The sequence below is a fragment of the Rhodobacter ferrooxidans genome, assembly GCF_000176015.1.
GTDB classification, from domain to species: Bacteria; Pseudomonadota; Alphaproteobacteria; order Rhodobacterales; family Rhodobacteraceae; genus Pseudorhodobacter_B; species Pseudorhodobacter_B ferrooxidans.
Window position 1 is genome coordinate 43,357 of sequence record NZ_ACYY01000013.1, and the last position, 14,225, is coordinate 57,581.

A 14,225-nucleotide genomic window follows, 5' to 3' on the forward strand; every position below is an offset into this window, starting at 1 on the left:
GATATAGCCTGAATTGCTGCGAAGGAAAACCGCTGCTCAGGCCAGAAGCTGCGCGCGGGTCAGGCTAAAGCCCGAATCGATCCAGGCCTGCTCCAGCACCCGCAGCCGATCACCCAGCGCGGGGCCATGAAGCGCAGGCATCAGATCCGCGGCCCGCAGCGGAAACTTGGCTGCGGCACCACGGATGGCATCGTCTTGCCAAGCGTTGGGCGGCGGTGTTTCGAATAGCGCCGCTCGGGCCAGAATGACGTCCTTCGCCAGGGCAACACCGAGGCGATAGCCAAGCTCTGACGCGGGCTTGAGAGTGGCGATTTCGTCTCTGATATGGCCAAAAGTGGTAGTTTCGGCACGCGAAAACCGCAGGTGGGCTGTCTGCGCCAGGCCGCCCAGAACCGCCAGACGGCGCAGCCAGTGCGGCGGGGTGTCGCCTTCCAGATGCACCAGCGGCGCCAGCGCGCGGTCGTCGGCACCGGGCAGAACCGCGTTCAGAACGCCAGACCGCGCCATGGCCGCAACTGCCGGGCCGGGGTTGTCGGCTGACAGCAGCTTGCGCATCTCGGCGGTGATGCGTTCGCACGAAAGCGTCTCTATTCCAGCGGAATTGGCAGCACAGGCAGCCAGACCCTCGGCGTCGATACCGCCGTTGGGGTCGCCGTAGATGGCGTGAAAGCGAAAGAACCGCAGGATGCGCAGGTAGTCTTCGGTAATCCGGGCGTTGGCGTCGCCGACGAATCGCACCTGACGGGCCATCAGGTCGGCAAGGCCGCCCATCGGGTCCACCACTTCGCCGTCTGGCGTGGCGTAAAGCGCGTTCATCGTCAGGTCGCGGCGGGTCGCATCGTCGGCGATATCGGTGGAAAACGCCACGGTGGCATGGCGGCCGTGGGTCTCGATGTCGCGGCGAAAGGTGGTGATCTCATGCGCGATGCCTGCCGCAATCACCGTCACCGTGCCATGGTCGATTCCGGTCGGCACCACCTTGAAACCGGCGTTTTCTGCAAGGTTGGTGACGGTTTCTGGCACGGCATCGGTGGCAATGTCGATATCCGCCACCGCCAATCCCAGCAGCGCGTTGCGCACGCACCCCCCCACGAACAACGCCCGAAACCCGGCACCGGTCAGGGCAGCGCAAACCGCCTGAGTGGGTGCCGCCTGCATCCAAGGGCCGGAAATCTTCATGCCGCCAGCCTTTCAGCCAGACCGCGCAGGATTCGCGCCGTGGCACCCCAGATGTAATAGGGGCCATAGGGCACGGCGTAATACTGCCGCCAGGTGCCACGCCACAGTCGCCGTTCCACCCGGTAGCGCGACAGATCGGCCAGATGCACCAGCGGCACGGCAAAGACTTCGTCAACCTCGCCCGCCTCGGGTATCGCGGAAAAATCGGCTCTGATATGGCCCAAAACGGGGGTCACGGTGAATCCGGTCACGGTTTCATGCGGCGGCAGGCGGCCAAAGATCTGCACCAGACCCGAGGCCAGCCCGACCTCCTCGCGCGCCTCGCGCAGGGCGGCGGCTTCGGGGCCAGAATCGCCGTCGTCGATCTTGCCGCCGGGAAAGGCGATCTGGCCGGGGTGGTGTTGCAGATGCGAGGCGCGTTTGGTCAGCAAGACCTGCGGCCCCTGTGGCCGGTCCCAGACCGCGACCAGCACCGCCGCCGGGCGCAAAGCCCGCCCCGCAGGCAGCACCACCTCCGGGTTCAGATCGAAATCCGAGGAGGCGCGCGCCGGAACATCCAGCGCCCGGCGCAGATCGTCAGGCGTCATCTCCTGCTTCCTTTACCGCCTCAAACCCCAGGGTCTTGGGGTCGAACTCGTAATGCGCGCCGCAGAACTGGCAATCGGCGGTCAGGATGCCTTCGGGCGTGGTCATGTGGCGCAGTTCCTTCTGCGAATAGATGCCCATCGAGTTGCGCACCTTTTCCGCCGAACAGGAACAGCCAAACCGCACCGGCTGCGCCTCGAACACCCGCGGGCCCTCGGCGTTGAACAGCCGCACCAGCAGGTCGGTCGGCTGCACGGTCGGCCCGATCAGCTCCAGCTCCTCGACGGTATCCAGCAGCAGGTTGATCCGGGTCCAGTTTTCGGCGGCATCGCCCTGCAACAGATCGCTGTGCGTCAGCAAGCCATCTTCGCCCGAACCGCCATCCACCGCCATGAAGGGCGAGGCTTTCGGCATGTGCTGGATCATCACGCCGCCGGCCCGCCAATGTGAGGCACCACCCGGCACCTGCGACAGCCCGTGGGTCAGCGCAAAGCGGGTCGGCAACTGCTCGGATTGCGCAAAATACGTCTCTGCACAGGCGGAAAGCGAGCCGCCGGCAATTGGCGTGATGCCCTGATACGGCGTCATTCCCGGCCCCTGATCAATCCGGATCGCAAAGGCGCCCTCGCCGATCTGGTCATAGGCCGAGGCCTGCGGGTCGAACCGTTCGGCATCGTAATTGGCATAGGCGCGGATGCGGGCGGGCTGACCATCGTCGGTCGGGCCATAGTAGTCGGTGGCGATCAGGTTAACCGCGCCGCGACCTTGCACTTGCAGCGACAGCCGCCAGCGCAGCTTGATGGTCTGGCCGATCAGCGCGGTCAGCAGCGCCGCCTCGGCCACCAGCGCACCGATCTGCGGCGGGTAATCGTGCTGGCGCAGCACCTGATCCAGCACGCCATCCAGCCGCGCCACCCGTCCGCGGATGTCGGCAAGGTCAAGCTGAAACGGCAGGACGGTATCGTCCCAGGCAATTTTTGATCCGAGAGTCATGGGGTTTCCTTGGCAAGCCAGCCTTGGCATACCGTGTGTATATAGGCAGGGCAACCAATCGACCAAGGGCAGAGCATGATCAGGCGTTTCGGAGAACCCGTCAATTCCACGCAGCGCTATACCCGCAGGCCGGGGGTTTATGCCATTCTGCGGCTTGGCGACGATATTCTGACCACGCATCAGGCCCAGCCGGTGCCGGAGTTTCAACTGCCCGGCGGCGGCATCGACCCCGGCGAGCATCCGATAGCGGCGCTGCACCGCGAGGTGATCGAGGAAACCGGCTGGCGGATCGCCATCACCCGCCGCCTGGGGGTGTTCCGCCGCTTTACCTTTATGCCGGAGTACGAGCTGTGGGCGGAAAAGGTCTGCACCATCTACCTGGCGCGGCCGATCCGGGCGCTAAGTGCGCCAACCGAGCCGGGACATACCGCGGTCTGGATGCCTGTGCGCGATGCACTGACGATGCTGGGCAATGACGGCGACCGGGCGATGCTGGCGCGGGCCTTGCGTCAGCCGCGGTAGTGGAACAGCACGCCCGAGACGTCATCGGGAAAATCGCTGCCACCGGCATGGGCGCTCAGCGTCCAGACCAAAGCCTCCAGCAGCGCCTGGCTTTCCATGCGGGCGCTTGCGGTCAGAAAGTTGGCCAGACCCTCTGGGCCCAGTTCGACACCATCAGGGTCGGGACACTCGGTCACGCCGTCTGACACCAGAAACAGCCGGTCGCCCGGGCCAAGCCAGGTTTCGACCCGATCAAACCGCGCGCCGGGAATAAGGCCGATCGGAAAACCGCCCTGACCAATGAACTCCACCCCGCCCGCCGCCCGCAGCACCACCGGGTGCGGATGCCCGGCTTGCACCAGCCAGACCCTTCCGGTTTCAACGTCAACCTCGGCATAAGCCATGGTGAAATACTGCTCGACCTGCATATCTTCCAGCATCATGCGGTTGAATCGTGCGGCCACCATTTCCGGTGGCCAGGCGTCGTGCAGGCCGTGTTTGCCGCCGGTCAGCGCGATGTTCTGATCGGGCGAGGCCCCCGACAGCAACCCCGCCAGCCGCGCCGTCATCATCGCCGAGGCGACGCCATGGCCAGAGACATCCACCGAATACAGGGCGATTCGCGTCGGGCTGATTTCGAAAAACCCGACCAGATCGCCGCCCACGTGCCCCGAGGGCCGCAGCAGGATCGAGGCGGTGGCGCGGCCGAAATCGCGGTGGCGTTCGCGCACCAGGGTCTGTTGCAGTTTGCGCGCCTCGATCAGGTCGCGGTCAAGCGAATCATAGACCTTCTGCAATTCGCCCAAGGTCGAAACCACAAGCTGGTTCTTCTTCACCAGTTCGCACTGCATCCGCAGGATGCGTTCGCCTGCCCGCAACCGGGCGCGCAGTTCATCGGCGCTGACCGGCTTGGTCAGGAAATCGTCGGCACCACCATCCAGCCCGTCTGCCACCTCGGTCTTTTCCGATTTCGAGGTGAGCAGGATAAAGTAGCCATACCCCTCGCGCGGCAAACCTCTGAAAGAGCGACAGAATTCTACCCCCGTCATGCCCGGCATCATCCAGTCGCTTAAAATGATGTCAAAGCTGGTCTCCTGGCAAAGCGCCAGGGCCTCTTCACCAGACCCTGCCTCGGTCACCCGGTAGCCCCAGCGCAGCAGCAGCATCGACAGGATCTTGCGCTGTGCCTTGCTGTCATCGACCACCAGCACATGCCGCGGCACCACCGGCGAGCGGCCCATCAGGGGGTCGAACAAGGGAAGGGTCTGTGCGGGCAAGGGACAACCTTTTTCATGCCGTTTCAGCAGGTATTGTCCGACAGCCCTTAAGAGACGGTGAAACCTAAAATTCGCGGCGAAGCGCCGGCGCGGGATTACCTTTTGTTAAGCGGGCTGGGTCAGGCTTTTGGCGTGTGGGATGAATGTGCCGAAGGGCGGGGGGTTTGCGATGATCGAATGGGGCCGCGTGGCGGATCTGCGATCGGAAATTGGCGATGAAGCCTTTGGCGAGGTGATCGACCTGTTTCTGGAGGAAACCGACGAGGTGATTGCCCGGCTGATCGAAAGGCCGGACCTGGCGCAGATCGAACGCGATCTGCATTTCCTGAAAGGAAGCGCGCTGAACCTCGGGTTTTGCGATCTGGCCGACCTGTGCCAGGATGGCGAGCGGCGGGCGGCGGCAGGCGATGCGGCTTTGGTCGATGTTGGCGCGGTGGTGCGGGTGTATTTCGAATCGAAAGCCGCGTTTCAGATGGGTCTGGCGCAGTCTTCGGCAGCGTAAAGCGTGGCAGGCAAAAGTGGCCACCGGTTTTGCCGCCTGCCGCGCGCAAATCAAAAGGCTAAATCAGAAACTCGGCCAGCGCTTCGTCGCCGGTGATGTCGCGGTAGGAAAACCCTGCCGCATCCATGCGCGCGAACAGTTGTACAAAGCTCTCCGCCTTTCGGGTCTCGATCCCGATCAGCACCGAACCGAAGTTGCGGGCCGATTTCTTCAGATACTCAAAGCGGGCGATGTCGTCATCCGGCCCAAGCATTGACAGAAATTCGCGCAAGGCGCCCGGGCGCTGCGGCATCCGCAGAATGAAATATTTCTTCAACCCGGCAAAGCGCTGGGCGCGTTCCTTCACCTCGGGCAGCCGCTCGAAATCGAAATTGCCGCCAGAGGTGACGCAAACCACGGTCTTGCCGCGAATTTCGTCGCCCAGCACCGGCAGCACATCGACCGACAGCGCCCCCGCCGGTTCCAGCACGATACCCTCGACGTTCAGCATCTCCAGCATGGTGCCGCAAATCCGGTCTTCCGGGGCCAGCAGCACCTGCGAGGGCGCCACCCAATTCAGCATGGCAAAGGTCGTGTCGCCCAGCCGCGCCACCGCCGCGCCATCGACGAAGCTATTCACCTTCGGCAAGGTCGCAGGCGCGCCCGCCTGCAACGCCGCGGTAAGGCTGGCACCGCCCAACGGCTCGACAAAGCGGAAATCGGTCGCGGGGGCCACCTCGCGCAGGTAAGCGGTAACGCCCGAGGCCAGACCGCCGCCGCCCACCGGCAAGATCACCAGATCGGGGGCTGACCCCAACTGCTCCAGCATCTCCACCGCGACCGAGGCCTGGCCCTCGATCACGTCGGCATCGTCGAATGGCGACAGGAAATGCGCGCCCTGTTCGCGGCAATAAACTTGAGACGCCGTCAAAGTCTGGTCGAAATAGTCGCCGGTCAGCACGATTTCGACCGCATCGCCGCCAAAGGTGCGGGTCTTGTCGATCTTCTGCTGCGGCGTGGTGACCGGCATGAAGATGGTGCCGCGCACCCCGAAATGGCGGCAGGCAAAGGCCACTCCCTGCGCATGATTGCCGGCACTGGCGCAGACGAAATGCCGTTGATCCGGGTTCAACGCACGCACCTTGCGCATGGCGTTGAAGGCACCCCGCAGTTTGTAGCTGCGCACCGGCGTCAAATCCTCGCGCTTCAGCCAGATCTCGGCGCCAAAACGCGCCGACAGGTGGTCATTGCGCTGCAACGGCGTTTCGGGAAACAGATCGCGCAGGGCAAGGGTGGCGGCGCGGGCGGCATCGGCAAAATGTGTCATGGCGGCACCCTAGCGCGGGCCTGCGCCGGTGGGAAGCGCCCGCGCCCCTTGTTCCGCGCGGCAAATGTCACTAGACCCTCGCCTGAGTTTTCGCAGATGGAGCCAGCCCATGTCCGCGCCCAAGAAAGTCGTCCTCGCCTATTCCGGCGGGCTTGATACCTCGATCATCCTGAAGTGGTTGCAGACCGAATATGGCTGCGAAGTGATGACCTTCACCGCCGATCTGGGCCAGGGCGAGGAACTGGAACCGGCGCGCGCCAAGGCGGTGCTGCTGGGCATCGACCCGAAAAACATCTACATCGAAGACGTGCGCGAGGAGTTCGTGCGCGATTTCGTGTTCCCGATGTTCCGCGCCAATGCGTTATATGAAGGGCTTTACCTCTTGGGCACCTCGATCGCCCGGCCGCTGATCGCCAAGCGGCTGGTCGAGATTGCCGCGCTGACCGGCGCCGATGCCGTGGCGCATGGGGCGACCGGCAAGGGCAACGATCAGGTGCGGTTCGAACTGACCGCCTATGCGCTGAACCCCCACATCCGGGTGATCGCGCCCTGGCGGGAGTGGGATCTGACCAGCCGCACCAAGCTGATCGAATTTGCCGAAAACAACCAGATTCCGATTGCCAAGGACAAGCGCGGCGAGGCGCCGTTCTCGGTGGATGCCAACCTGCTGCACACCTCGTCCGAGGGCAAGGCGCTGGAAAACCCGGCCAACGAGGCGCCGTCTTACGTTTACCAGCGCACGGTTGACCCCGAAGATGCGCCGAACACGCCAGAAATGGTGGAAATCACCTTTGAAAAGGGTGATGCCGTGGCGATCAACGGCGTGGCGATGTCGCCCGCCACAATCCTGACCAGGCTGAACGAATTGGGCGGCAAGCATGGCGTTGGCCGGCTTGATCTGGTGGAAAACCGCTTTGTCGGCATGAAATCGCGCGGCATCTACGAAACCCCCGGCGGCACCATTCTGCTGGAAGCGCATCGCGGCATCGAGCAGATCACGCTGGATTCAGGCGCTGGCCACCTGAAAGACAGCATCATGCCGCGCTATGCCGAACTGATCTACAACGGCTTCTGGTATTCGCCGGAACGCGAGATGTTGCAGGCGCTGATCGACAAAAGCCAGGAGCATGTGACCGGCACCGTGCGGGTCAAGCTTTACAAGGGGTCCGCCCGCACCGTGGCCCGCTGGTCGGAACACTCGCTTTACAGCGAAAAGCATGTGACCTTCGAGGAGGATGCCGGCGCTTACGACCAGAAAGACGCCGCCGGCTTCATCAAGCTGAACGCGCTGCGGCTGAAGCTGATTGCCACCCGCAACGAGCGGGTCAAGAAGCGCTGAAAAGCATAGGGCCGCAGACGGCATCCCGCCTGCGGCCTTGTTCTGACTGTCGGATTGCGATCAGAGGTCGCGTTCCTTTTCGCCCGTGATCATCGCCTTCACCAGATTTTCGCGGTGCCGCAGGCTGGTGAAGATCACGCCGCTCAGGTGGCCGGCAATCAACACCAACGCAAGATTGACCAGCGCCTTGTGGGTATCTTCCACCCATTCGGCACCGAAAAACGCATCCATCCCCATCATGTAGCCGGTGCCGCAAATGCCGCCCAACGTGGTCAGCAGCGCCAGGATCATCACTGCGCCCAGCGGGTTGTGGCCCAGATAGCGGGTCTCGCGGCCCAGAAAAACGTCTCGAACAAAGCGGAAAAGCTGGCCGAGGCTGGGCACGAAATCAGCAAAGCGCGCGTGCTTGCTGCCGATTAGCCCCCAGACCAGCCGGAAGCTGATCAGCCCGATCACCACATATCCAAGATTGCGGTGCAGGCTGCGCGGGTCGGTCAGGAACCAGGTTGCGGCGAACATCGTCACCAGCGACCAGTGAAAGAGGCGCACCCCGATATCCCACACCCGGACGCGGTTCGACGTAGCCACTCTGGTTGAAATCATCTGCATGATGCGCCTCTTTCCGTTGAATCAGGCTTCGATGCGCTCAAGCTCGGCACCGGTGTTCGGGTCGTAGAACACCTCGTAGTTCTTGCCGTCGATCGTGCCGTAAATCTCGTAGCAGGCACCATCGTTGATCTTGAACGATTTCACCGCGCCGCCAGCCTCTTCAAAGGCTTTCATGGATTCCCAGACCGGTTTGACTTCGGCGCCGGGGGTGCAGGACGGCTCGGCCAGAACCGGGGCGGCAAGGACGGCAAAAACAGAAGTGAGAAGCAGCTTCTTCATGGTGATCTCCTTATGCTGATCGGCACAGCGCCGATGACCCGTTCTGGCTAACCCGGGGGGCAGAAGGACGACCAGTAGCTTCGGACCAAAGAAATCCGGCGTCAGACCCAGGACCGCCAATCAACCGAAGATTGTGCAGACGATGGTCCGGCGAATTCGCCGCGATGGTCTAAGGGCGGTTGACGGCAAGGGCTTGCCTAAGCGCCTGTGCGATAGGCATAAAGTCGCTGATACAGAGGCAAGGCCGCCTCGGTAAGGTCGGCGTAACTGCCTGTCAGTGCTGGCAAACCTGTTTCCGCGCCGTCAAACCCAGTCGAGGCGTGCACCGCGCCATACCAATGCGGTGCCCAGACGCCGTCATAGTGTTTCGGTCCGGCAGGCCAGTGCAGCATGGATTCGACAAAGGGAATGGCAAGCGCCGCGCAAAGTATGGTCAGCGCCTGCCGTGGGTTGGCCCGGATGTCGGCGCTGTCGATCACCAGCGGCGCGCGGCCAAGCTGGTCGGCCACCTGATCGAACAGTTCGGCCTGCTGGACAAACCCGATATCGGCCAGTGTCGGGCTTTCGCGTTTCTTGGAATAGCTGGCCACCACCCGCGCCGGATGCCGGATCAGGAACACGTTCTCCAAACCGCGCAGAAAACCGCGGTCAAAGCCGGGGATCATGTGCAGGGTCATGTGTTTCTGGTAAAACAGGCTCTGACCTTGCGGAATCGGCCCCAGACAGGCGGCAGCAACCTTGGCGGAATCGGTCTCGCCCGCGGCAATCACCTCGGCAGCCATCGGATGCTGGATGCCCGTCGCCTTCAGATAAGCCGCATAAAACGGCTCGTCCCAGACCGCGCAATCGCCTCTCGCGGCAAAGGCATACATCATGGCGGTAGAAAGGTTGCGTGGCCCGGACCACATCGCGATCCTCATGCCGTCACCAGTGCCTTGTAAAGCTCGCGCAGCCGCTCGGTCATCGGCCCCATCTGGCCGGTGCCGATCACCCGCCCGTCGATCACGCCCACCGGCGTTTGCGCGCCGAAGGTGCCGGTCAGAAAGGCTTCGTCGGCGGAATACGTCTCTACAAGGCTGAAATTGCGCTGATGCACCGGGATGCCGTGCTGCTGGCAAAGTTGGATCACCTTGCCGCGGGTGATGCCATTCATGCAGTAGTCGCCCGTCGAGGTCCAAACCTCGCCCTTCCTGACAATGAAGAAGTTGCAGGCGTTGGTGGTGTTCACGAAGCCCTGCACATCCAGCATCAGCGCCTCGTCAGCCCCGGCCTTTTCGGCGGCGATGCAGGCCAGGATGCAGTTCAGTTTGGAATGGCTGTTCAGCTTTGGGTCTTGTGTCATCGGCATCCCCCGCATGTGCGGCACGGTCGCCAGCCGGATGGGGCGCGGGATCCTGGGGCGAGAATGTTCCATGATGATCACCATGGTCGGCCCCTGCCGCGACAGGCCCGGATGCTGGAACGGGCGGGTCTTCACTCCCCGCGTCACCATCAGCCGCGCATGGGCGTCGGTCTGCATGCCATTGGCCAATTGTGTCTCTAACACAGCCGATTTCACCTGTTCCGGCGTCAGGCGGATATCCAGGTCAATCGCCTTGGCGGCCTCGAACAGCCGTTCCAGATGTTCGTCGATGAAGGCCCAGGTGCCGTCGTACAGCCGAATCCCCTCCCACACGCCATCGCCCAGCAGAAAACCCGAGTCGTAAACCGACACCAGCGCCTGCGCTTTCGGCACGATGCGGCCATCGACATAGATCAGGATCGCCTCGTTGCGGGCATCTTCTTCGGCTTGGTGGGTGGTGACGTGATCGGTCATGGCGGCCTCCGGTTTCCGGCATCACGCTAGCCGCCCCACAAGCCCGCGCCAAGGGGCGGATCGGCGCTTTCCATGTGCAAACAGCGCCGCTATCGTTTGCCAAGGGGGGGCCATGGCCAAGCAGATCAATCCGCCAGTCACGCCGCGGCCATCGGAGGTTTCCGATGCGGTCTGGCTTGACGTGCTGACCGCGGTGGACCGCACCTATGCCGACCTGATCGACTATCAGGAACGGCTGGAGCGGCAGAATGCCGAGCTGGAGAATCTGCGGTCGTTTCTGGGCTCGATTCTGGCCTCGGTGTCGGATGTGTTGATCGTGGTGTCGCGGTCGGGGGCGGTCGAGGAAACCAGCGCCTCGGTTCCCGCCCGCATCGGGTTGATGCAGGGGGCGCTGAGCGCGCGCCCGGTGACCGACCTGTTCGCCGAGGCCGACCGTGCGGCGCTGGAGGCGGCGATGGCGCGGGCCACCAGCCTGCGGGCGCCGGTGATGATCGAGGCCGGGTTGCTGACCAAAGACGGGCCGACGCCGGTGGAACTGTCTCTATCACCGCGGTTTGACGATCGTGGCCGGGTGGCGGGGTTGGTCTTGACCGGGCGTCCGGTAGGCGAATTGCGGCAGGCCTATGCCGAATTGGCGCAAAGCCACGACGCACTGAAGGCGACGCAAGCGCAACTGGTGCGCAACGAAAAGTTGGCGTCCTTGGGCCGGTTGCTGGCCGGGGTGGCGCATGAACTGAACAACCCGATCAGCTTTGTCTATGCCAACGCCCATGCGCTGGAACGCTATGTTGGCAAGTTCGAGACGTATTTCGAACAGGTGCAGGCCGGGGCAAGCCGGGAATCGCTGGTGACGTTGCGCGAGGATTTGCGGCTGGACCGTGAAGTGCGCAACCTGCGCGACGCGGTGAATGGTGCCCGCGAAGGCGCCGAGCGGGTGCGCGACATCGTCGAAGACCTGCGGCGGCTGTCTTCGGATGGCTCGGGCGAGATGGTGGGGTTCGATCTGGCCGAAACCGCCTCGGTCGCGGCGAATTGGGTGATCCGGGGGTCGAAACAGCCGGTGACGGTGGGGTTTTCCGGCCTGCCGCGGCTGATGGTGCGCGGGCGGCCGGGGCATATCCAGCAGGTGGTGATGAACCTGGTGCAGAACGCGGTGGATGCGCTGGACGGGCAGCCCGCTGCACAAATCGAGATCAGCCATCGGATCGAGGCCGGGCGCGGGGTGTTGCGGCTGTGCGACAACGGGCCGGGCATCCCGGAATCGTTGCATCAGGCGGTGTTCGACCCTTTTTTCACCACCAAACCAGTGGGGCGCGGCACGGGTCTCGGCCTGTCGATCAGCCACAAGATCATCGAGGAACATGGCGGGCGGCTGCGGTTGGCTACGGGTGGATCGGGGGCGTGTTTCGAGTTCGATCTGGCACTGGCCGAGGACGGCGCATGAAGGTTCTGTGGCTGCAATCGGCGGGTTGCGGCGGCTGCACGATGTCGCTGCTCTGCGCCGAAGACCCCAATGTGCTTGATTTGCTGGAAGGCGCCGGGATCGAGATGCTGTGGCATCCGGCGCTCAGCCTCGCAACCGGGGCCGAGGTGCAAGCGCTATTGGCGCAGGTGCTGGCGGGCGAGGTGGCGCTGGACGTGCTGTGCATCGAAGGGGCGGTGGCGCGCGGGCCGAAGGGCACCGGGCGTTATCAGATGCTGTCGGGCACCGGGGTTTCGATGCTGGATTGGGTGCGAAAGTTGGCGCCGCTGGCCGGGCATGTGGTGGCGGTGGGCACCTGTGCGGCTTATGGCGGCGTCACCTCGGCGGGCGGCAATCCGTCGGATGCCGTGGGCGTGCAGTATGAGGGCGCGCATCCCGGTGGAGCGCTGGCGGCGGAGTTTCGCGGGCGGCTGGGGCTGCCGGTGGTAAACGTGGCGGGGTGCCCGACGCATCCGGGCTGGGTGGCCGAGACGTTGCTGCTTCTGGCGGCGGGGGCGATGGGGCCGGGCGATCTGGACAGTCTGGGTCGGCCAAGGTTCTACGCCGACAACCTGGTGCATCACGGCTGCCCGAAGAACGAGTTCTACGAATACAAGGCCTCGGCCCGCGAGCTGTCGCAGATGGGCTGCATGATGGAGCATCTGGGCTGCATCGGCACGCAGGCGGTGGGCGATTGCAACATAAGGCCTTGGAATGGCGAGGGGTCTTGCACCCGCGGCGGCTATCCCTGCATCGCCTGCACTGCGCCGGAATTCGAGGAACCGCGGCATCCGTTCACCGAAACCCCGAAAATCGCCGGGATTCCGGTGGGGTTGCCCTCGGACATGCCGAAAGCCTGGTTCATGGCGCTGGCCAGCCTGTCCAAGGCCGCAACGCCGCCGCGGATTGCCCGCAACGCCTTGGCCAACCGCATCGAAGTGCCGCCAACCATCCGGAAGCCACGGCCATGAGTGGCGCGCGGCTGGTGGTGGGGCCGTTCAACCGGGTGGAAGGCGATCTGGAGATTCGGCTCGATCTGGATCAGGGCCGGGTGGCAGCGGCTTATGTCAACGCGCCGCTGTATCGCGGGTTCGAGCGGATGCTGGAGGGGCGCGACCCGATGGATGCGCTGACCCTGACGCCACGGATTTGCGGCATCTGCTCGATCAGCCAGTCGGCGGCGGCGGCGCGGGCTTTGGGTTCCGCGATGGGTCTGGAACCCACGCCGCAAGGGGCGGCGATGGCGGCGCTGATCCATATGGTCGAAAACGCCTCGGACCACCTGACGCATTTCAACCTGTTCTTCATGCCCGATTTCACCCGTCCCGCCTATGCGGGGCACGCGTGGCACGCGCAGGCGGTGGCGCGGTTTACCGCCATGCAAGGCTCGGCCCAGCGCGCGGGAATCGAGGCGCGGGCGGAGTTGATGCATATTCTGGGGCTGATGGCCGGGAAGTGGCCGCATACCCTGGCGATCCAGCCCGGCGGGGTGACGCGCGCACCGGGGCCGCGCGACAAGGTGCGGATCGCGGCGACGTTGCGGGGGTTCCGTCGCTATCTGGAAACCGTGGTGTTCGGCGGGCCGCTGGAGGCCTTTGCGGGGATGCAGACGGTCGCGGAACTGATGGCCTGGGATCGCGGTGATGCGGGTCTGTTCCTGCGGATTGCGGGCGATCTGGGGTTGGCCGGAATGGGGCGCGGGGCGGGGCGGTATATGTCGTTCGGCGGGCATGGCTTTGCGGCGGGGCTGTGGGATGGCGGGATGCAGGCGCTGGATCTGGGGGGGATTCGGGAGGATTTGAGCCACTCCTGGATGCTGGGCGAGGGGCTGCATCCTTCGGTGGGGCAGACCCTGCCGGACGAGGATATGGCTGAACCGGGATACAGCTGGTGCAAGGCACCGCGGCTGGCCGGGCGGACGGTGGAAACCGGGGCGTTGGCGCGGCAGGTGATCGACGGGCATCCACTGGCGCGCGATCTGGCGCGGGATGGAGGCGTGCTGGCGCGGGTGACGGGGCGCTTGCTGGAACTGGCGCGGTTGCCGGGGATGATGGAGGCGGTGGCCGCCGCAATTGATACCGGCGCGCAGTTTCTGGCGGCGGGAAAACTGCCGCAGGTCGGCACCGGGGTCGGGCTGGTCGAGGCGGCGCGGGGGGCGCTGGGCCACTGGCTGCGGATCGAGAAGGGGCGTACTGCGGGGTATCAGATCATCGCGCCGACCACCTGGAACTTCTCGCCCCGCGATGCCGCCGGGGTGCCGGGGCCGGTGGAGGCTGCGCTGGTGGGGGCCGAGGTGCGGGAGGGGGAGACCTCGCCGCTGTCGGTGCAGCACATTGTGCGCAGCTTTGATCCTTGCATGGTCTGCACGGTGCATTGA

The 14,225-nt window shown here is 64.3% G+C and carries 15 protein-coding genes; 6 read left to right on the plus strand and 9 right to left on the minus strand.

Going from position 1 to position 14,225, the window contains the following annotated elements:
• Positions 1-36: 36 nt before the first annotated feature.
• The 3 genes from RSW2DRAFT_RS10615 to hslO are packed head-to-tail and all read right to left on the minus strand — an operon-like array spanning position 37 to position 2,757.
• Positions 37-1,179 (minus strand): CCA tRNA nucleotidyltransferase, encoded by a 1,143-nt coding sequence (locus RSW2DRAFT_RS10615; RefSeq protein ID WP_008030800.1) that lies wholly within the window; start codon positions 1,177-1,179, stop codon positions 37-39.
• The gene (locus tag RSW2DRAFT_RS10620; RefSeq protein ID WP_008030802.1) at positions 1,176-1,766 is read right to left on the minus strand and encodes a CoA pyrophosphatase; all 591 of its coding nucleotides are present in this window, start codon (positions 1,764-1,766) and stop codon (positions 1,176-1,178) included. Before RSW2DRAFT_RS10620 ends, RSW2DRAFT_RS10615 begins: the two co-directional genes overlap by 4 nt.
• Positions 1,756-2,757: an Hsp33 family molecular chaperone HslO gene (hslO, locus tag RSW2DRAFT_RS10625; protein WP_008030803.1), complete on the minus strand. Its 1,002-nt coding sequence runs from the start codon at positions 2,755-2,757 to the stop codon at positions 1,756-1,758. Before hslO ends, RSW2DRAFT_RS10620 begins: the two co-directional genes overlap by 11 nt.
• 75 nt (positions 2,758-2,832) lie before the next feature.
• Between hslO and RSW2DRAFT_RS10630 the strand changes: the two genes are divergently transcribed.
• Positions 2,833-3,279, plus strand: coding sequence for an NUDIX hydrolase (locus RSW2DRAFT_RS10630; protein ID WP_008030805.1), 447 nt, complete (start codon positions 2,833-2,835; stop codon positions 3,277-3,279).
• Here RSW2DRAFT_RS10630 and RSW2DRAFT_RS10635 read toward each other — a convergent pair.
• Positions 3,267-4,499, minus strand: coding sequence for a PP2C family protein-serine/threonine phosphatase (locus RSW2DRAFT_RS10635; RefSeq protein WP_040672042.1), 1,233 nt, complete (start codon positions 4,497-4,499; stop codon positions 3,267-3,269). The two genes, RSW2DRAFT_RS10630 and RSW2DRAFT_RS10635, sit on opposite strands and share 13 nt — an antisense overlap.
• A gap of 205 nt (positions 4,500-4,704) precedes the next feature.
• On the opposite strand from RSW2DRAFT_RS10635, the gene RSW2DRAFT_RS10640 reads away from it, so the two are divergent.
• Positions 4,705-5,037 carry an Hpt domain-containing protein gene (locus RSW2DRAFT_RS10640; protein WP_040672044.1) on the plus strand — a complete coding sequence of 111 codons (333 nt, stop codon included), beginning with the start codon at positions 4,705-4,707 and terminating at the stop codon, positions 5,035-5,037.
• Positions 5,038-5,095: 58 nt separating this feature from the next.
• Here RSW2DRAFT_RS10640 and ilvA read toward each other — a convergent pair whose 3' ends face one another.
• Positions 5,096-6,343, minus strand: a complete 1,248-nt coding sequence (ilvA, locus tag RSW2DRAFT_RS10645; RefSeq protein WP_008030810.1) for a threonine ammonia-lyase IlvA — start codon at positions 6,341-6,343, stop codon at positions 5,096-5,098.
• A gap of 109 nt (positions 6,344-6,452) precedes the next feature.
• Between ilvA and RSW2DRAFT_RS10650 the strand changes: the two genes are divergently transcribed.
• On the plus strand, positions 6,453-7,682 hold the full coding sequence (locus tag RSW2DRAFT_RS10650) for an argininosuccinate synthase (protein WP_008030812.1): 1,230 nt from the start codon (positions 6,453-6,455) through the stop codon (positions 7,680-7,682).
• 60 nt (positions 7,683-7,742) lie between these two features.
• On the opposite strand, the gene RSW2DRAFT_RS10655 is transcribed toward RSW2DRAFT_RS10650, so the two are convergent.
• The 4 genes from RSW2DRAFT_RS10655 to RSW2DRAFT_RS10670 form a co-directional block, all read right to left on the minus strand.
• Positions 7,743-8,291: a cytochrome b/b6 domain-containing protein gene (locus RSW2DRAFT_RS10655; RefSeq protein ID WP_008030814.1), complete on the minus strand. Its 549-nt coding sequence runs from the start codon at positions 8,289-8,291 to the stop codon at positions 7,743-7,745.
• 21 nt (positions 8,292-8,312) lie between these two features.
• A complete protein-coding gene (locus tag RSW2DRAFT_RS10660) occupies positions 8,313-8,570 on the minus strand; it encodes a PepSY domain-containing protein (protein ID WP_008030816.1) in 258 nt (85 codons plus the stop codon).
• A gap of 197 nt (positions 8,571-8,767) precedes the next feature.
• Positions 8,768-9,490: a sulfotransferase-like domain-containing protein gene (locus RSW2DRAFT_RS10665; RefSeq protein WP_156790698.1), complete on the minus strand. Its 723-nt coding sequence runs from the start codon at positions 9,488-9,490 to the stop codon at positions 8,768-8,770.
• On the minus strand, positions 9,487-10,386 hold the full coding sequence (locus RSW2DRAFT_RS10670) for a D-amino acid aminotransferase (protein WP_008030820.1): 900 nt from the start codon (positions 10,384-10,386) through the stop codon (positions 9,487-9,489). Before RSW2DRAFT_RS10670 ends, RSW2DRAFT_RS10665 begins: the two co-directional genes overlap by 4 nt.
• A gap of 112 nt (positions 10,387-10,498) precedes the next feature.
• Between RSW2DRAFT_RS10670 and RSW2DRAFT_RS10675 the strand changes: the two genes are divergently transcribed.
• From RSW2DRAFT_RS10675 to RSW2DRAFT_RS10685, 3 genes are read left to right on the plus strand one after another with little or no spacing between them, the layout of a single operon-like run.
• Entirely contained in the window at positions 10,499-11,830 is a 1,332-nt protein-coding gene (locus RSW2DRAFT_RS10675; RefSeq protein WP_008030822.1) for a sensor histidine kinase, read from the plus strand.
• Positions 11,827-12,819, plus strand: a complete 993-nt coding sequence (locus RSW2DRAFT_RS10680; RefSeq protein ID WP_008030824.1) for an NADH-quinone oxidoreductase subunit B family protein — start codon at positions 11,827-11,829, stop codon at positions 12,817-12,819. The genes RSW2DRAFT_RS10675 and RSW2DRAFT_RS10680 overlap by 4 nt, the downstream gene beginning before the upstream one ends.
• Positions 12,816-14,225: a nickel-dependent hydrogenase large subunit gene (locus RSW2DRAFT_RS10685; protein ID WP_008030826.1), complete on the plus strand. Its 1,410-nt coding sequence runs from the start codon at positions 12,816-12,818 to the stop codon at positions 14,223-14,225. Before RSW2DRAFT_RS10680 ends, RSW2DRAFT_RS10685 begins: the two co-directional genes overlap by 4 nt.